The sequence below is a fragment of the Mycoplasma sp. 1654_15 genome, from assembly GCF_012516495.1.
Lineage (GTDB): Bacteria > Bacillota_I > Bacilli_A > Mycoplasmatales > Metamycoplasmataceae > Mesomycoplasma.
In genome coordinates, this window is sequence record NZ_CP051214.1 from 197,920 (window position 1) to 217,651 (window position 19,732).

11 protein-coding genes and 2 tRNA genes are annotated in these 19,732 nt (G+C 27.1%); 10 read left to right on the forward strand and 3 right to left on the reverse strand.

Annotation, left to right across the window (positions count from 1 at the left end):
* The first annotated feature begins 10 nt into the window (after positions 1–10).
* Together HF996_RS03915 and HF996_RS00875 are read left to right on the forward strand one after the other, a co-directional pair.
* Positions 11–2,101, forward strand: coding sequence for a sialidase family protein (locus tag HF996_RS03915; protein WP_174813138.1), 2,091 nt, complete (start codon positions 11–13; stop codon positions 2,099–2,101).
* 157 nt (positions 2,102–2,258) lie between these two features.
* Positions 2,259–4,886, forward strand: a complete 2,628-nt coding sequence (locus HF996_RS00875) for a ZmpA/ZmpB/ZmpC family metallo-endopeptidase (RefSeq protein ID WP_168910214.1) — start codon at positions 2,259–2,261, stop codon at positions 4,884–4,886.
* Between the two features lie 132 nt (positions 4,887–5,018).
* Here the strand turns inward: HF996_RS00875 and HF996_RS00880 are convergent, their stop codons facing one another.
* From HF996_RS00880 to HF996_RS00890, 3 genes are all read right to left on the reverse strand, one after another.
* Entirely contained in the window at positions 5,019–7,418 is a 2,400-nt protein-coding gene (locus HF996_RS00880) for an alpha-amylase family glycosyl hydrolase (RefSeq protein WP_168910215.1), read from the reverse strand.
* 7 nt (positions 7,419–7,425) lie between these two features.
* Positions 7,426–9,618 (reverse strand): hypothetical protein, encoded by a 2,193-nt coding sequence (locus HF996_RS04060; protein WP_254427733.1) that lies wholly within the window; start codon positions 9,616–9,618, stop codon positions 7,426–7,428.
* Positions 9,619–9,731: 113 nt separating this feature from the next.
* Positions 9,732–11,843: an ATP-dependent Clp protease ATP-binding subunit gene (locus HF996_RS00890; RefSeq protein WP_168910216.1), complete on the reverse strand. Its 2,112-nt coding sequence runs from the start codon at positions 11,841–11,843 to the stop codon at positions 9,732–9,734.
* 142 nt (positions 11,844–11,985) lie between these two features.
* Here HF996_RS00890 and HF996_RS04065 point away from each other — a divergent pair, with 142 nt between their 5' ends.
* From HF996_RS04065 to pheS, 8 genes are all read left to right on the forward strand, one after another.
* Entirely contained in the window at positions 11,986–13,773 is a 1,788-nt protein-coding gene (locus HF996_RS04065; RefSeq protein WP_254427734.1) for an endonuclease/exonuclease/phosphatase family protein, read from the forward strand.
* A 45-nt stretch (positions 13,774–13,818) separates the two neighbouring features.
* Positions 13,819–14,646 carry a ribosome biogenesis GTPase YlqF gene (gene ylqF, locus HF996_RS00900; RefSeq protein WP_254427735.1) on the forward strand — a complete coding sequence of 276 codons (828 nt, stop codon included), beginning with the start codon at positions 13,819–13,821 and terminating at the stop codon, positions 14,644–14,646.
* A gap of 100 nt (positions 14,647–14,746) precedes the next feature.
* Positions 14,747–14,833, forward strand: a tRNA-Leu gene (locus HF996_RS00905).
* A 4-nt stretch (positions 14,834–14,837) separates the two neighbouring features.
* Positions 14,838–14,913, forward strand: a tRNA-Lys gene (locus tag HF996_RS00910).
* A 90-nt stretch (positions 14,914–15,003) separates the two neighbouring features.
* The gene (gene pfkA / locus HF996_RS00915) at positions 15,004–15,975 is read left to right on the forward strand and encodes a 6-phosphofructokinase (protein ID WP_168910218.1); all 972 of its coding nucleotides are present in this window, start codon (positions 15,004–15,006) and stop codon (positions 15,973–15,975) included.
* A gap of 186 nt (positions 15,976–16,161) precedes the next feature.
* Positions 16,162–17,580: a DUF2130 domain-containing protein gene (locus tag HF996_RS00920; RefSeq protein WP_168910219.1), complete on the forward strand. Its 1,419-nt coding sequence runs from the start codon at positions 16,162–16,164 to the stop codon at positions 17,578–17,580.
* Positions 17,567–18,784 (forward strand): replication-associated recombination protein A, encoded by a 1,218-nt coding sequence (locus tag HF996_RS00925; RefSeq protein ID WP_168910220.1) that lies wholly within the window; start codon positions 17,567–17,569, stop codon positions 18,782–18,784. Before HF996_RS00920 ends, HF996_RS00925 begins: the two co-directional genes overlap by 14 nt.
* Positions 18,774–19,730 (forward strand): phenylalanine--tRNA ligase subunit alpha, encoded by a 957-nt coding sequence (gene pheS / locus HF996_RS00930; protein ID WP_168910221.1) that lies wholly within the window; start codon positions 18,774–18,776, stop codon positions 19,728–19,730. Before HF996_RS00925 ends, pheS begins: the two co-directional genes overlap by 11 nt.
* Positions 19,731–19,732 lie beyond the last annotated feature (2 nt).

A 19,732-nucleotide genomic window follows, 5' to 3' on the forward strand; every position in this document is an offset into this window, starting at 1 on the left:
AAGAAGAAAAATGAAAACAAATAAAGCAAAATTTTTAATTACTTCATTAGCTCTTGTAGCTCCAGTTTTAGCAATAGTAAGTTGTGCTTATTCACCAGTTTATAGCTATAGAAATCAAGGCTCAACCGACGCAGTAGATCCAGTGACTCCAAATCCAACAAATCCAACAAATCCAACAAATCCTTCAAATCCAACTACTCCTTCAAATCCATCAACACCTGGAAATCCTTCAGATACTGTAGGTAATCCAAATCCTAATGATCCAACTCTTGAAACTCAAAATATACAACAACCTATTTCAATTGAACAAGAAAGACAAAATGCACAATCTGATTTAAAAAACTTCATTTCAGATGATAAAGAATGAAATCTTGAAAGACTATCAATAACAAAACCATTAGAAAACTTAAGTTTTGGTAATTATTCATATACAAATCCTTCTTTATTAAAACTTTCCGATGGAACTTGATTCTTAGCATCAGAAGGAAGAAAATACAGTGATGAAGACAGCAATAATACAATTCAAATTGTTTCTTCATTCTCAACAGACCAAGGAAGAACTTGATCAGAGAAGGTGAGTCCAATTGTTACAGTTGGAGGTGGTAAAGCTCATGGTGGAATTGCAAAAAATCCTTCATTTGCTGAAGTAAAAGACGCACAAAATCCTGCTAACAACAAAATAATTATGTTATTTAATATAAGCCAACCTGATTTTGATCCAGTTGCTTGATATAAAAAACCACATGCTGAATTTGTAAATCTAACATTAAAAAATTGAAGAAGATTTTATATTCTAGATTCTAAAGATAAAGCTGACAAATATCTAAACGGAACATTTACTCCAACAGATGAAAAATATTTAGCAAAACCAATTGTGTTTAATGGTGAACAAAATTGATGAAAAGTTTATAAATTACCACAAAATAAATCTTTTGATGAAATCACAGCAGATTCTGAATTAACTGACACAAAAATTTATATCGACAACAGTTATAATCCTCAAACTAGAACAATAACTGGTAATGTATATAAAGATGTTGAAGCAACAGCAGTAGAAGGTAAGGATAACGAATTTACTTTTGCAAAATTAGAAGTATTACCAACAAAACTTGATGGTTCAATCTATGATTACAAAGTATCTAAAACAGAAAACAATCAAAAATACAGTGTTAATAAGTACGTTTTTGATGCAGGAATTAAACTCTATACTTTAGAATCCAAAGACAATGGTAAAACTTGATCAAATCTTCAAGATATCAATTCTCAACTAAATACTTTCTATCAACCCAAAGAAAACACACAAGATAAATCAGCAAGATATTTAGGAGGTTTATTTGCAGGTTCAGGTAATGGAGTTTTCTTAACTAATCAAAAACCTCCAGCAGATTCAGCAAATGCTCCTATGTTAAAAAACAATACTTTAGTTTTCCCAGTTTATTGATTTGCTGAATCTAATCCAGAAGATAAAACAGAAGCTTCAAACACAGAGAGTTTATTTATTTATTCAAATGATTTTGGTAAAACTTGAAACAGAAGTAGTACAAATCCTGAATTTACACAAGCACAACAAACTAACACAACTAAGTCAACAATAATTGAAGACAAAGAAGGAAAAATATTTATTAGTCAAAATAATACTTCTGGATTTTTAAAAGTAAAAGCTTCTACTGATTCAGGAACAACCTTCACAAATATAGAAACTACACAAGATCAAAAATTGAAATTCCCAGTTTCAAAAACTTTAGCTTTTGCAAAAATTAGTGCTAACTCACAAGATTATTTCATATATGCTACACCAGCAAATGCAGATGGAACAAATGGTAAATTATTTATTTCTAAAACTGATTTAAAAAATAGACAAGAAATGCTAGATAATTTAAATGGTGATTATTTTGGTTATTATTTAACTGATCACGATGTTCCATTTGAAAATGCACATATTGAAATAACCTTCCAAAAAGATAATTATATTGAATTCGCAGTTGTATACCAATCCAAAGAAAACCTAACTAAATTTAATCCAAACTTAAAAGTAGGTTCTGATATTTATGTTTCAAGATATGCTTTATATCTAACCGATATTTCAAAACTAGATATTTAATTATTAAATTAAATAGCTTAAAAAACACTGAAAATTCAGTGTTTTTTACATAAATATAGAGAATTTGTTTATAATTATTTATTAAAATTTATTATAATTTAAAAATAATAATAAAAACACTAAAGTTTATTCATATTCTTTTAAGAAAAGAGATGTTATGTACAAAAATAAGAGACAAGCAATTTTATTGCTTAGTTCCATTTTTGGTCTAAGCCCAATAATATTAACTGCATGTGGTCAAACACAGCAAAACAACCAACCTTCCGAACAGGCTCAAAAAGAGTTGAAACAAAAAGACAAATTAATCTCTGATTTACAATTAGAAGTTGAAAATATTAAAGTTAAGCTACAAAATGCTTCAAAATTTAATCTAGATTCTTCTTCGCCACAAACACCTATTGTAGATTCTAACAAAACACTAGAAGAGCAAATTTTACAACTTAAACAACAATTGAAGTTATTAGAAGATAAAAAAGTAACAGAATTGCAAAATTCACAAAAACAAATTCACGATTTAACAAGCGAAAATGCTAAAATCACAAAGCAAATTGAAGATAAATTGACAAATTTAGCTAAAGATAATCAAAATTATGCTAAGCAAAATGTAAATTTTTTAAATGCATTAAAAAATGACAGTCTTTACAAAAACTTTGATCAAGTTAATTATTCTCCAACTTTGTTTAATGACAGTAACAAATTTATTGATGGTAGTGAAGAAGCAATAGCAAACTCAAATAAATATTTACTAGAAAATAGCTTTAATCAAGAAAAATCAAGAGTAAAAGAACTTATTTGACCTATTTTAGCTCAAGATATTTTAGTAAATTCTAAATCAAACATCACAGCTGATAATTTCAAAGATAAAATACTTCAAAACCAATCTAAAATTTTACTAGCTCTTACATACATTAATAAGTGATATAACTTCAACATTGGAGATTTTAATTTCAAAAAATTTATTTTGTACGATAATCCAAATTTACAAAAAGATAATAAGTCATTTTTAGATTTTATTATTCAAATAGGTTCTAAACAACCAGATGATTATAGCCCACAAAATGTTATTAATTTTTATGAAAAAAATTTAAGACCTGAAATTGATTCTAGCAAAGATTTTTTTAGCTTTATAGAAGCAAAAGTGAAAGAAAAAGAAGCAAATACAACAGTTGATCATTGATTTAATGAACAAATTAAAAGCTTTTTATATCAACCAGAAAATAAATTAAATGTACAAAACAAAGAAGAAATTACCACAAAGACAACATTGTGAAAAAAATTAACTTCTGATAAATTCAAAACAAAATTTGGACATTTAATTCCAACACTTTTAACTGCTAGACAAGAAAATAGTGGTTTATTTGTAGTTAATACAATTGGTGCTGTAGTTTTTGGAAATCAAAAATTCTACGATCATTCTGACATGGGAGCTGATAGAATTTCTAATAATTCAGAAGCATTAAAAAATAAACTTAAAAAATTTGGTGATAGATTAGAAGGATTTTTTGAGTTAAATTATAACTTAGTTTCAACAAGCACTAAAAATCAAATATTAAATAAATTATTTATTTTTGACTCATTATGAGATGGTAAAAATACTTGATCAACACAAGAAAATTTACTAGATAAAACTAAAGAAGCTTCATATGACTTCTTCTCAACTCTTGATTATTGACAAGAAACTAAAAATGTTGTTAGCACAAGTGTTTCTACACAAAATACTCCAAACGAAGATGATGTTTTTAAATTAACAGAATCTAGATTTTTAACAGAAATTGGAATTGAAACTATTATAGGTAAAATTTCAAATAACCTTCAAAACATACTTTTTGAAAATCACAAGCCTAGAACAGATGTAAAAGAAGAAATGTTAAAATTTGATTTTGCAAAATATCTTTTTGATTCAAGATTTTTCTTAGGATTAACTTCAATAAGCTCAGATTCAGAACTTGGAAAATTAAGCAATCAATCACTTGATTATTCAGACTTTCAAGACTTACAAGCAAGATGAAAAAATGCAATGAGTTTAATTTATACTCTTGAAAACATTGAAGCTGAATTAAAATTAAATTTAACTAAAAACACTGATAAACATAAAACTCAATCTTACGATACTGAAGAAAACAAAGCTAAACTATTCTTAAAAGTTTCTACTGATCGAAGTTCACACAACAAATTCGAAACTATAAAACAAAATGACATCAAATTATTAACTAAAGTAGATGACTTAGTAGATAAAGATTATGTTTCTTCTTGAGGTTATACAACTAATGATTCTGACAATAAATCTTTTGATTTATTCAATGCATTTTATGGTACAGCAGATAAAACTGATGGAGTTACTGGACCATTTTCAATGAGAAGAAATACTTTTGAGTTATTTGCAGAACTAGGTTGAGAAAATGGAATACTACCTTACTTAACAGACAAATTAAACAAAAAAAATGATGCTGAAGTTATAACTTCTATGTTTAGCAACAAATCTTACAAAAACTTAAAAGACTTTAAAAAAGCTATGTATAAACAAGCTAAAGAAAAAGAAGCAAAATTAAAAGAAGTTGATGCAAAAGGATTTACATATAAATACAAAACTTACAAATTAAGTGCAGAAAAAATAAAAGAAATTTTATCTACAGCTCTTGAATATGATCTTTCAATGTCTAAAATAGCTAAAAATAGTTATTCTAATGTAAGAGATTCTTATTTCTATGTATACAAACGTCAAATTTTTAGTAGTTTTTATATAGCAACAAATGGATTTAAAAATTCTATTTATAAAGATGAATAAATATAACAAAAAGAAGTAAAATTCAATAAAAAAAGAGACATAATGTCTCTTTTTTAGTATTTTTTCAAAGATAAATACAGTGTAAAAATTTAGGAAAAGTTTCTTTAAAAGTTTTTTACTTCCTTTATTTTTCTAGCTTTTTGGTTTAATTAAATAAATACCTAATCTTACCGATCCACTACCATGTATCTGTACATCGTTTGTATTTTCGTTTACAATTTTTAAGTTTTCAGAATAAATAGTTTTACTAATTTCATACTTATCTGATCTTATAGATAAATTAGCTTTTGGTCTGTCTCCAAATGAATAAATAATTAACAAATAAGTACCATCAGGATTTTTTCTTAATGTCATTTCATCTTCTCGCAATGGATTATCTTTTCAAATATATAAAACATCTTTTGGATCAGCTACATATTTAGTATCCATATCACGAAGAGCTATATAATCTTGTCTTGCTTTAATTAGAGTAGCAAATTTGTTATAACTAGAATTTGGATTATTTACTATATCTTCTACAAATCCTTCGCCCGGAGAAGCTTTAGAAGAAATTATTTGATCTACATCTCTGCTGTCTTGGAAAAATACTCTTCTTCTTAAATCTTTTCAGAAAAATGCTTCTCGAACATTTGTATCAGGTGATTTTTTAGCACCTTGCATTAAAATTTCGTTTCCATTATATAAAGTAGGTAAACCTCCACGAGATAACAAGGAAAACATAGCATATTCATAAGCAGATCTTTCTAAATCGCTGAGTTTGTGAGGTGTTACAGTAACAGGAATTTTCCACTGAGTTTTAAAATTATTAATTCATCTCTCTACATCATGATTGTCTAAAAAAGGCATTCATTCATGTTTTATATCCTGCGCAGTTAAAGATTTAATTACATTATTTTCTTCGTTTCAATTAATAGATACATCTGTCTGTAATTTTCATTTAGTACCATCAATTACTGAAGAAAGTCCTTGATTTTCTTGTCCCCAATACTGTTTTATTTCCTGTTCAGCCGGATCTCTTCATCATTCTCCAAATAGTAAAGCTCTATCTGAAGCTCGTGTAATACCAGCTTCTTTTGCTTCTTTGTAAGTATCTTCAGTTACTTTTCTTCAACGACTAAATAACTTAGTGGTTTCAGAATCAGAAAGTGTTGGTTTTTTAGGATTATCAGATTTAAAATAGTGTTCAAAAGCATCATATCTAAATCCATCAACCCCTTTTTTAGCTCAGAATTTATGCACATTATCAAGTTCTTTTAATACTTCTTCATTATTCAAATTCAAATCAGGCATTCCTGATCAAAACTGTGCAACCCATCTTAGTCTAGAAGGTGTTGGATTTTGTTTAGGATCTAAAGCATTATAAACACTTTTAAAGTATTGTCTAACATTATCTTGTCCTTCAGATTTTCTTTTTACTCCATCAGGCTCATACATGTAATAATATTTTTGATATTTTTCATCTCCAGCCAATGCTTTTTGGAATCAAGGATGTTCATAAGATGTATGGTTTAAAACCATATCCATAACAACTTTTATTCCTCTTTTATGTGCTTCAGTAATAAAATCATCAAAAGCTTTCATACCTCCTAGCTCAGGAGCAACATCTGTATAATCAATTACATCATAACCATGATAAGTAGAAGCTGGATGAACAGGTGAAATATATAATGTATCAATACCTAAATTTGAAAAGTAATCTAGTTTGTCTTTTAGTCCTATAAAATCACCAATTCCATCATTATTACCATCAGCAAATGAATAAACAGTTAACTGGTACATAACATTAGATTTTTTAGCTTCATTATTAAAAGGAGCTATAAATTTTTCATTTTTTGCTTCATTTTCATAGGATAATTTATTTAAATTATGATCTCTTATATATTCAGCAAAATAAGGAGCACTTCAATTTTTTAATTTTTTTAGCTTAAATAATTGTTTATATTCAGCAGATTGTTTTTGTTCTTCATTGGAAAAATTTTCAACTCTATTTTGACTAGTATCTATAGTTAAAGTATCTAAAACAGGATTTTTTGGTTCTACAAAATCTAATTTTGGATCATTAAAAACGACTGGAGCAAAAATTTTGATATCAAGTGATTGAGAATTTGCTAGTTCTAAAAGACTATTATCAAATTTTAAGTGTTTAAATTTGTAAGTTTTTTGTTCTAAAGCCTCAGTGTAGCCAAAATATTTATTTTCAAAAGCACTTTTTTTGATTTGAATAGGAATTTCTTTATTGTCTAAATTAATAAAATAGTTTTTAGTAGTATCTAAAGGCTTGTTTGTTTGAATTCAAAAAACACTTTTTTCAGAATCATTTGAAGCATTCGAACTAATCGAAATTAAATTTAAATTTTGGTTTTCACCTTCTTTTGTTATAGGTTTTTGCTCATCATTTGGATCTAGTTGCTTGTCAAGAGAAGGATTTTGCTTACTAGTTTCTTGTGAAGAACAAGAGATAATAATAAACGAAGAAATTGCAGTAATAGAAAATGAAAATAGTTTTAAAAATAATGTTTTTGTATTTTTCATAATAGTTTTAGGTTGTTGTTGTTGGAATAGTATTTTCTGTTTTTAATTTAGCTAATTTGGCTTGTAAATCATCATATTCTTTAACTTTTTGATCAAAATCAGCAAATTTAATTTCTGACTTCTGTTGTGTATCTTTTTTAGGAACAAATCCTGTTTGTGTATATTTTGTTAATTCACTTTTTATAATTGCTAAATTTAAGTAAGTATTGTAGTAGTATAAAAAGTCTTCTGCTAGTTTGTTAATGTCAGCATTTTTATCTTTTAAAATGTTCGATAAAAAATCAGAAATTCTTTGTTTTACTTTATTTTTCTTTGTTTCAATAGCTTCATCATTAGTTAAAGATAATGTAAGTTGAGAAATAAAACTATTTATATAATTTAAATCATCACCTTTATTTCCTAATGAGTTTTCATCTAATCCAAACACAAAGTAATCTTCAAGTTTTCTCATATGAAAACCAAAATCATTTTCTTTATATTTATGATAACCACTATTTCAACTAGAATCATCAAGTTTTTCTTTTGGAACAATATATTCCACTTTTTGACCATCTTTTTGTGTATTGAAGCTGCTTAATGTTTCATAACCAAACACAGCAGCTAATGCATTTCTAAGTCCTGTAAATGGTTTTAATTTAGTTTTGATTTTATTTGTGTATTCAGAATCATAATCTTGTAATGTTTTTAATAAAGAATCATATTTTTCTACATTATTTAAATTGTTGCTTTCTAGTGGTTTATCATTGTTTTTGATTTCTCAAGGAACAAAAGTATTTTTTTCATATTCACTTTGTTGTCCATTTTGAGAATTTACTAATACAATTTTATCTGCTAATTCTTTATATTTTTTATCAAGTTTTTCTTTTTCTTCTTTTACATAGTTTTTTAATTCTTCTTCGTTTTGACTAGAAGTAAAACCTAATTTTGTAAATAAAGCTTCATATTCTGTTTTAATTTTTTGCTTTTTAGCTTCTCATTCTTTGACTTTTGTGTCTAAGCTACTTTTTAAAGAAGTAATGTCTTGTTTTAATTGTTGTAATTTAGCAAGATCTTGGTTATCCAAATCATTATTAGTATCTATTTTTTCTTGTAATTCTGTAATTTCTTGTTGGTAATTTCCAAGGTCTTGTTCTTTTTCTGCTTCAGATTTAGTTAAAAGTTGTTTAGCTTCTTCTATAACTTTTTTTACTTCTTCTTTTTGTTTATTTAGTCTTTCTTGTTCTTCTTTTGCTTTTTGTTCTTTTTCGCTAGATTGTGTATTGTTTATGCCAGAATCATCACCTTGAATTTGGTTGTCATCAGATCTACCTAATTTTTCTTTTTCGTTATTTGCAGGAGGATTGTCAGTTCTTGCAACATTGTTAGTATTTTGGCTTCCGGATGAAGTTTCATTCTGTGTATTTTCAGTGTTATTTTTGTTTTTATTTGTAGGAACTTCTTCTTTTGAAGTTGTATCTTGTCCTTCACTACCTGAACCTTGCATTTTATTAGTTTCAGGATTTTCTTCTTTTGGAGGTTGAACAGGTTTTACTTCAGGATTTAATTGACCATCTTCTCTTCTTTTTGCTATTAATTTATCATATTCTGTTTTAGCGGGTTTAAATGAACTAGAAATTTTTTTATAATCTTCTTTTTCTGTCATAGTTTTGTAAGAAGTAGCTGAAAAATCTTTTAAATTATTAAGATAGTTTTGCTCATCTTTAGATTTAAAGGCTTTATATGAATCTTTAAATAATTTAATTTTTTCTACTTTATCTGTTTCAGGATTTTCATCCTTTAAAAGTGTGTTATAAAATGTAGAACTTTCCTTTAAAAATGAAGAAAGTTTTTTAAAATTCCCAACTAAAGCTTCATATTTTTCTATATCAGTTTTTAAATTTTTAAATTTAGTTTCAGTATCTTCTTTTATGTCAGCTTGGTTAATATCAGCTTGGATATTTGTTATAGTTGCTTCAATGCTTGCTAAATTTGTTTTTAATTCGCTTGTATTTAAAACATCTTTAAAAACAATATTAGTGGCTATATCATCTTTAAATTTTTTTACTTTTTTTTGGGTTTCAGTTATAATTTCTTTTTGTGTTAGTTTTTGCTTCTTAATTTTGTAGTCTTCATCAATATTTTGGCATGATGCCAAAAAGACTAATGAAGGAATTACAGTAAATGAAGCAAAAAGAGTTAGTATCTTTCGTTTTTTTGCCATATAAAAAATTATAAAAAAAGACTTTCACCTTTTTTAAGTAATGTAGCAAGTATAAGAAGTAAAAAAAAAAAAAAACAAGTGGTATAATATTACTTGTTCTTTTGCAGATAGTTTTACTTTTTAACTAAAACTAAATTTGATTTTTTATCTAAGTTAATAATGTATTTTTCTTTCTCGATCAATTCTTTGGCTATGATTTTTTTTGCTACAAAAGTTTCAATTTCCTTTTTAATAAATCTTTTAATAGGTCTTGCACCAAAGTTTTGATCATAAGCATTTTTAGAAACAAATTCTTTTAAATCAGAACTAAAATCTACAAAATATGAGTTCTTTTCAAGTCTTGTTTTTAAATTAGATAATTCAAGGTCAATAATTTCTAAAATCACAGATTTATCAAGGAAATTGAAGGAAATTATTTCATCTAATCTGTTAATAAATTCAGGTTTAAAGTAATTTAATAACCTATCTTTTATTTGGTTAAAGTCTAATTTTTGGTTTTCTAAAATTTCTTTTGCTCCTATGTTGGAAGTAAAAATAATAATAGTATTTCTAAAATCAACTTTTCTTCCCTTTGAATCAGTTAAAAAACCATTATCTAGAATTTGTAAGAAAATATTTACAACATCTGGATGTGCTTTTTCAATTTCATCAAATAAAACAATTGAATAAGGATTTAATCTAATTTTTTCAGTTAATTGCCCTCCTTCTTCATGTCCAATGTATCCTGGAGGTGAGCCAATTAATTTAGAAACTGAGTGTTTTTCCATGTATTCTGACATATCTAGTCTTACAATTTGATTTTCAGAGTCAAATAAGTTATAAGCTAACGCACGAGCTAATTCTGTTTTTCCTACTCCAGTAGGTCCTAAAAATAAGAAAGAACCAATTGGACGATTTTGATCATTAATATTTGCTTTAAATCTTAAAATAGAATCAGCTACTAATTTAATGGCTTGATCTTGACCTTTTACTTTTTTAGAAAGATTAATTTCTAAATTAAGAAGTTTATCTTTTTCAGATTCAACAAGTTTTTCTACTGGAATTTTTGTTCATTTAGAAACAATATTTGCAATATCTTGTTCATCTACAATTTCTTTAATTAGTTGATTTTCTTCTTTGTTTTCTTCAAGTTTTTCTAACTCTTTTTGTAAAGCAAACATTTTGTTATAGACTTGACCTGCTTCTACATATTTTTGTTCTAAAGCCAAATTATCCATTTTTAATTTTAAGTTGTTAATTGCTTCTTTTTTGTTGGATATTTCAAAGGCTTTTTCTTTTTCTTGAGTTCATTTTTTAGTTAAAGTCTCAATGTTTTCATTTAAGTCTTGTACTTCTTTTTCAAGTCTTTCAATTTGTGCTTTGTTTTCTGGTTTTTCATCACTATTTAATGCAATTTTTTCCATTTGTACATACGCTAGTTTTTGTTTTAATTTATCTAAAACTTCTGGTTGATAATTCATTTGTACTTTTAAATTAGCAGCTGCTTCATCTACTAAATCAATAGCTTTATCAGGTAGAAAACGATCTGAAATATATCTAGCAGATAAATTAGCAGCAGCTACTAAAGCAGAATCGGTAATTCTAACTTTGTGAAAGTCTTCAAATCTTTGTTTTATTCCTCTTAAGATAGTAATAGTATCATCAACTGTTGGTTCATTAATAAAGATTTTTTGCATTCTTCTTTCAAGTGCACTATCTTTTTCGATGTATTTTCTATATTCATTTATTGTTGTTGCACCAATTAATTTGATTTCACCACGAGCCATCATTGGTTTTAAAATATTAGCCATATCCATTGAATTACCACCTGAAGCTCCGGTTCCAATTAATAAGTGGATTTCATCAATAAACATAATAATATTTCCATCTGATTTTTCAATTTCTTTAAGAACTGATTTTAATCTTTTTTCAAATTCTCCTTGATATGATGCGCCTGCAATTAAAGCAGTAACATCAAGTTCTCAAATTTCTTTGTTTTTTAAATTTTCAGGAATTTGTCCTTGGTGAATTTTGATTGCAATACCTTCTACAATAGCTGTTTTACCAACTCCAGGTTCTCCTACAAGGACTGGATTATTCTTTGTTTTTCTTGATAAAATCTTAATTATCCTTCTTATTTCTTCATCTCTGTTGATAACAGGATCTAGTTTATTTTCTTTAGCTAATTTTGTTAAGTTTCTCCCAAATTTTTCTAATACATTTGTATTTTCTTGATTCATTTGCATATTTATACCCCCTTAGTATTTACAATATTATAACATAAAATTGGCACTCAACAAGTAAAAGTGCCAAAAAATAAAAGTTTTTCAAAAATATTTTTAAAAAACCAAAAATATAATATAATGCGATTTTAAAGAGCAAAAAAGTATGAAGAAGAAAACAAAAAGTAAATTTATAGCAACCTTAACATTAACAACAATTATTACTCCAACCTTATTTTTATTATCTTGTGGTCAAACAGCCCAAACTACTCCGTCAGTTGACAATAACAAGACTTCTCAACCGACTCCCACACCTTCTACTCCGCCAACTGACAACGGAAATTACGAATCAGCAACAACTCCGCCATCTGACAACGGAAATAACGAATCAGCAACAACTCCACCAAAACAAACAACTCCACAAACTCCGCCAACTCAACCAACTCCACCAGCTGACAACGGAAATAACGAATCAGCAACAACTCCACCAAAAGAAACAACTCCAGAACCTCAACCTCCACAACAAACTACTCCATCAGTTGACAAAAACAAGCCTTCTCAACCAACCCCCCCATCTTCTACTCCACCAGTTGATAACGGAAATAACGAATCTGCAACAACTCCACCAGCAGGAACACCTTCAGAAACTCCGCCATCTCAACCAACTCCACCAGTTGATAACGGAAATAACGGATCAGCAATAACTCCACCAGCAGGAACACCTTCAGAAACTCCACCACAACCAACTCCACCTCCTTTACCTATTAAAAAACCAGAAAAATCAACAGAAGAAAAACAAACAATCGATACTACTGAATTAGATGATCAAAATGTTTATCAAGCTAACAAAGACTACATTAAAGTAGGTTTTTGAAACATTTTGAATTACAATGACAATATAAAAGATAAAAAAGATTCTTTTGCAAAAACTTATAAAGCAAAAATGTTGGCAAAAACCATTGAATTCAATAACGCTGACATTGTAGGACTAGTTGAAGTAAACTCAGGTCAAAAAAACAAAGTAAATGGTGTCGACAGTATACTTGAAACTTTAAATAAAGACAATCAAAATGCACAATGAAAATCAGTTGTAAGTGATGCAGTGCATGGACAAGGAAACGAAGGTCAACATGAACGAATTGCCTTCATTTATAAAGCATCTGTATTAGATATTTTAGAAATTAATAAGGAAAAACTTTATGGGTCAAATCCTTATTTAATTAATTATGAAAACCCTTTATTTGATTCTGTACCTGCATATTTCGCGACTCATAAAGCTAAAAAAGGAAAAGTAACTTTTGATAAAAAATTAACTACTAAAAAAGTAGATTTTGTTAGACCTCCAGTAGCAGCTAAGTTTAAATTAAAAAATAGTGAGCAAGAATTTGTTCTTGTAGCTTCTCATTTTGATGCTCCTGGTGTAAATAGCAACCCAGTGCAACAAGGAAAAGAAGAAGGCGAAGTAGATAATACTAAATATGATTCTAAAAATGGATCACAAGAAATTTCTGAAGCAAATCACATGTTAGATACTATGAACTGATTTGAACAAAAAACACAAACACCAAATCAGTTTTTTATGGCAGATACAAATATTCATGCAGCTTCAAATGACAATGCTTTTGAAAAATTACTTACACAATATAAACTATTAATTTCAAAAGACGAAAATACTTCATTGGGTTCAACTTTTGATAAATATTCAAGTTCATATGATAAAATTTTCTTCAAAAAAGAAGGAAGTTTAACAACAAAAAATGTTTACAAATATCCTTTATATGATGTAGTAAAAGACAAACTGACTACTGAAGATGAATTAACACAAGTTTTAAATAGTAAAGCAAAAAAAGGTAAACCAGTTGAGGATATTAAAGATAAAATTAAAGATCTAATTTCTGATCATTCTCCAGTGTTTGTAAGTATTAAAAAAGCTATAAAAAAGAAGGATAATTAACAAAATATAAAACAAAATATGCAAATAAATTGATTTCCAGGACATATGAAAAAAGGGTTGGATGAAATTAAAGAAAAAGCCCTTATTGCAGATGTTTTTATCGTAGTTTTAGACGCTAGAGCTCCGCTTAGCACATATAATTTTGAATTTGATAAAATAAGTCCAAATAAGCCTAGGTTAATTGTTTTGACTAAAATTGATTTAGCAGATAAACCAAAAGCATTAAGACTTGTTAAGCAACACTTTGCAAACAATAAAAATATAGTAGTATCTGTTAATTTAAAAGAACAAAATTCTAAAAAGATAATTTTAAATTCACTTAAAAAATTACAACAAATAAAAAAAGAACAAAATTTGAAAAAAGGAATTTTAAATTCTCAATTAAGAGCTTTTGTGGTTGGCATTCCAAATAGCGGAAAAAGTACTTTAATAAATTTATTAGCAAATTCAAAAGTTAAAACAGGAAATATGCCTGGAATTACAAGAGCACAGCAATGAATTTCTACTGATAATTTAATGCTTTTAGATACCCCAGGAATTTTGTGACCTAAATTTGATAACCAAGAAAATGCCTTTAAATTAGTAGCTATTGGTTCTATAAAGCAAGAACTTTTCCCTCTAAATTTTTTATTTGAAACAAGTTATAAACTACTTTCTAGATTGTATCCAACAAGGATTGAGGAATTAAAATTAAAGCCTACTTTTGATGATGTAGAAATTCAGAAAAATCTTATTCAACTAGCGGAAAATTTACATTTTTATAAAACAAAAAATTCCAAAAATAAATCAGAAGAAAAAGAGTTTGATTTAAATAGAACAATGCAATGATTTATTAATCATATTAAAAAAATAAATAATTTAACTTTTGATTAAAATGTAGTATAATTAATTAGCAATTTACCAAAATAAAAAAATTAATAAAAAAACTTGTTATTTTATTAAAAAATTGTATAATTATAAAACAGCAATGTAAGCTCGAGTGGCGGAACAGGTAGACGCAAGGGACTTAAAATCCCTCGGGAGCAATCCCGTGCTGGTTCAATTCCAGTCTCGAGCACCATTATGCGCCCTTAGCTCAGCAGGTAGAGCAAATGACTTTTAATCATTGGGTCAGAGGTTCAAATCCTCTAGGGCGTACCATTTCAAAAATGACCAAAATAAGAAAAAGTATTTACTACTTTTTCTTATTTTTTATAAAATTAAGATATATTTAAATCAGAAAGAAGAATTATGATTAAAAAAATAGGTATCTTAACATCTGGTGGAGATGCACCAGGAATGAACAATGCAGTTAGAGCTGTAGCGAAAAAAGCTTTATTACATGGAATAGAACCATTGCTAATAAAAGAAGGCTACAAAGGCATTTTAACTAAACAAATTTTTTCAGTTCAAGATTTTGATCTAGACAAAGCTTCTTCAGAAGGAGGAACAGTTATTTTCTCCTCAAGATTTCCTGAATTTCAAAACGATTCAGTAAGACAAGAAGCCAAAAAAATATTAGATGAATTTGGAATCCAAGCTTTAGTAGCTATTGGTGGCGATGGAACTTACAAGGGAGCCTATGAACTACACAAATTAGGAGTAAAAGTTATTGGAATTCCAGGAACTATTGACAATGACATTCAAGAGACTGATTACACAATAGGTTTTGATACAGCTTTAAATACAATTGTTGAATCAGTTGATAAATTAAGAGACACAAGCAGATCTCATAAAAGATGTTTCATTGTGGAAGTAATGGGAAGAGATTGTCAAGACTTAGCTCTTTATGGTGGTATAGCAACAGGCGCTGAAGTTATTATTACAAATACTCATATTTTAACTGAAGAACAAATCGCTAATTTAGTTGATCAACAAATGAATCAACAAGGAAAAACAAGCACAATTGTTTTAACAGCTGAACATATTTATAAAGATTTAAAAGCAATCGCTAAGTTTGTTGAAAATAAAACAGGTATAGCAACTAGAGCAATGTCACTAGAGCATACACAAAGAGGTGGAAGACCTTCAGCATTTGAAAGAATCTTAGCTACTCAAATGGGGCACAAAGCAGTGGAATTATTATTAGAAAACAAATCCGGTTTAGCAATTAGTCATAAAAATGGTAAAATTGATGCTGTAAACATTACAAAAGTCTTTGTTACTAAACAGCCTCAAGACAATAAATTAGTATTAGAATACAACAAATTAAATCAAATTTAAAAGGAAAATGATGCGTAAAATTAGAAGACTAGAAATGGCTAAAAGAAAAGAAGAAAGAAGATTAAAAACTTCTAAATTAGCTAAAAAAGCAGCAGCTAAAAAAGCAGCTCAAGCATAAAAAAATAATAATACAATTAAGTGCATTTATGCACTTTTTTTATAATTTTTATTGTAAAATACTAAATTATGAGTAAAAAAATTAAAGTTAAATTAGTTGATAAAGAAAAATTAACATTTGAATTGCTAGAAGACGCACAAAAAGGTGATAGATTCACATTAACAGATGAAGATAGAGAGTGATTACAATCAATCGACTCAATAATTGAACAAGACATAGAAAAATACATATCTGAGAAGAAAAAAGAAGACTGAAAAAAAGAATTTTTATTAAACGATGAAGAAGTAAATAAGTTAAGAGAACAAATAGAAAATTTAAAAACATCTCAAAATAAATCTAGAAACCAAATTGCTAATTTAGAAAATGAACAAAAAATTGAATTAGATAAAAAAGATTTCGAAATTATTCGTTTAACAGATAAACTAAATGATTTGACTAATTCTCTTCAAGAAAAAGAAGAAGAGTTACAAAAACGCTTTGAAGTGAAACAAGAAAATTTAATAAATACTCTTGAAACAGAAAAAAAAGTACTAAAACAAGAATATGAATCTAAAGAAAACCAAAAATTTTTAGAACAAAAAGAAGAACTTACAAAGCAAATTAATAAAGAAAAAGAAGAATTTTTTAACAAACAGCTAGAACAATCTAAAAACGATTGAAAAGAACTAAAAGAACAAGAAAAAGAAAAATACGAAAAAGATTTGACAGAAAAACAAGAAATTATTGAAGATCTTAAAAAACAATTAGACAGAAGACAACATACAAATTCAAAACGAATTGGTGAAGATTTTGAAAACTGATTACAAAAAACTTTTTATGAAAGTTTTTCTAACTTAGATGAAACAGTTACATATGAAAAAATAACTAAAAATGATGCTAATAATGAAAAGGCAGATGCATTAATAAAATTTAATTTTTTCTCAAATGTTAAAAAAGAAAATATTCAAGAAACTATTACTATTGAAGCCAAATCCGAATCTAATTCTGGTTCACAAAAAAATTCTTCATTTTATAAAAAATTAGATAGAAATAGAGAACAACAAAAATCTAAATATGCTATTTTGGTAACAGAATTAGAGGAAAAAGATGAGTTTTCTATTAAATCAGTATCTGAATACAAAAATATGTATGTATGTAGACCTCAATACTTTATTTTACTAATTAATGTTTTATTTCACTTCGCAAAAAAAGAGAGTGAACTTACAAATGTTGAATTAAACTTTAAAACAAAAGAAGAAATACAAAAAGAATTTGAAAACTTTAAAAAAGACTCAATTGAAAAATTAGTTGATAAGGTAGATAAACAAATTCCTGATATGTTCAAACAAGTTGAAAGTATTGAAAAAGCTGTTGAAAAATTAAGAGAAATTCTTAATGATAAATTTGTAAAATATTTCAATCAATTTAAAAGTAAATTAGAAGAATTAACAATAAAAAAACAATTATTGAAAAAAATAGATTCTATAACAGAAGATGATAGCTACTAAATTAAGACCAGAAAATTTAGATGAATTTGTTGGTCAACCACATTTAAGAACATTACTTAAAAAACTTATACAAACACAAGATAAATCTTCTTTTATTTTCTACGGACCTTCAGGTACAGGAAAGACTTCTTTAGCAATTCTGTTAGCAAAAAATTTAAATTTAAAATTTGATATTTTTAATGCTAGTATAGAAAACAAATCTGATTTGCTTCAGAAAATAAAGGATAATCAAGTTTTAATCATAGATGAGGTACATAGACTAAATAAAGATAAACAAGACATTTTGCTTTCACATTTAGAACAAGGAGAATTAACTTTTTATCTTTGTACAACAGAAAATCCTTTTTTTAAAATAGTTCCTGCGATAAGAAGTAGAACTTATCTCTTAGAATTTAAACCTCTAAGTTTTGAAGATATATTTTTAAGACTAAGTTTATACTTAAAAAATAATAATTTAGGTCAAATAATAGACGATAATTTACTTAAATTTATTATCAGACATTCAAATGGTGATCTTAGACAATCTTTGAACAATTTATCTTTAATTTTGAAGCTAAATAAGAAGAAAAACATAGAAAAAGAAGACATAAAAGCAATCATTCCATCAATGAATTTTTATTCAGATGAAAAAGGTGATAATCACTATGATTATTTAAGTGCTTTCCATAAGTCATTAAGAGGTTCTGATATTGATGCTTCTCTTTATTATGGAGCTATAATATTACATTCGGGAGATGTTGATGGCTTAATTAGAAGACTCATCGCTGTTGTTCACGAAGATATAGGTCTAGCTAATCCTTTGCTTTCTATAAAAGTTCAAAGTGCAATTTGAGCAATGGAAAGACTGGGCATGCCTGAAATGAAATTACCTCTTGCTCATATTATTTGTGAAATTGCTTTAAGTCCAAAATCGAATTCGACATATTTAGCTTTTGAAAAAGCTCAAGACTTGATAAACTCAAATCAAATTTATACTCCCCCAAATCATTTACGTGATTCGCATTATCAGTCAGCTTTTAAATTAAATCGTGGTGTTGGTTATAAATACCCCCATGATTTTGAAAATCACTGAATTTTTCAACAATATATGCCAGATAAATTAAAAAATCAAGTATTATTTACATACTCAAATTCTCAAGCTGAAGTAAAATTTAAAAAATATTGAGATAATATAAAGAAAAATGAAGGAAAAAATGGATTATAAAAAATTACTAAATGAATTTGTAATTAATAATTTAGAAGATTTAAAATTAGCTAAAAATACTTTTTTTGGTAAAGATAGTTATTTAGCTCAACTTCAAAATCAACTAAAATCTGCTTCAAATGAAGAAAAAAAAGAACTTGGAAAACAAATTAGCCAAATAAGACAAGAAGCTGATACTTTCTTTCAAAATCAAGCAAAATTACTTGAAGAAAAAAGAATAAATGAACAAATTCAAAAAGAATGAATTGATATAAATTTACCAACTAATAGCTTTGCTAGTTTACACCCTTTAACTTTAATTGAAACCAGAATCAGAGAATGATTTTTAGTAAATGGTTATTTTGAAGTTAAAGCTAGTGAAATAGAAAATGATGAATACAATTTTGAAAGACTAAATATTCCAAAAAATCATCCAGCTCGAGATATGCAAGATAGTTTGTATATAGACGAAAAACATTTATTAAGAACTCATAATACTGGTGTTAGTGCAAGAATGTTAGAACTTAATAAAAACAAAGCATTTAGTCAATTTTGTATGGGTAAAGTTTATAGAAATGATGAAGATGATCAAACACATTCACATCAATTTAGTCAATTAGACTTTATTTCTGTAGGTAATTTAACTATTACTGATTTAATTGGAACCTTAAAGAGTTTTTTAACTTATGTTTTCGAAACAGATTTAGAATTTAAATTCAGACCTTCATTTTTCCCATTTACTGAACCATCTTTAGAGGTAGATATTTTTTATAAAAATAGATGAATTGAGATTTTAGGCTCAGGAATGATTCATCCAAATGTGCTCAAAAAAGCAGGATATACAAACAATTTTAGAGCCATAGCAGCAGGTGTAGGTCTTGAAAGACTTGCAATGATTAAATACGGAATTGAAGATATTCGAGAACTTTACAAAAACGATTTACGTTTTTTAAAACAATTTAAATAAAA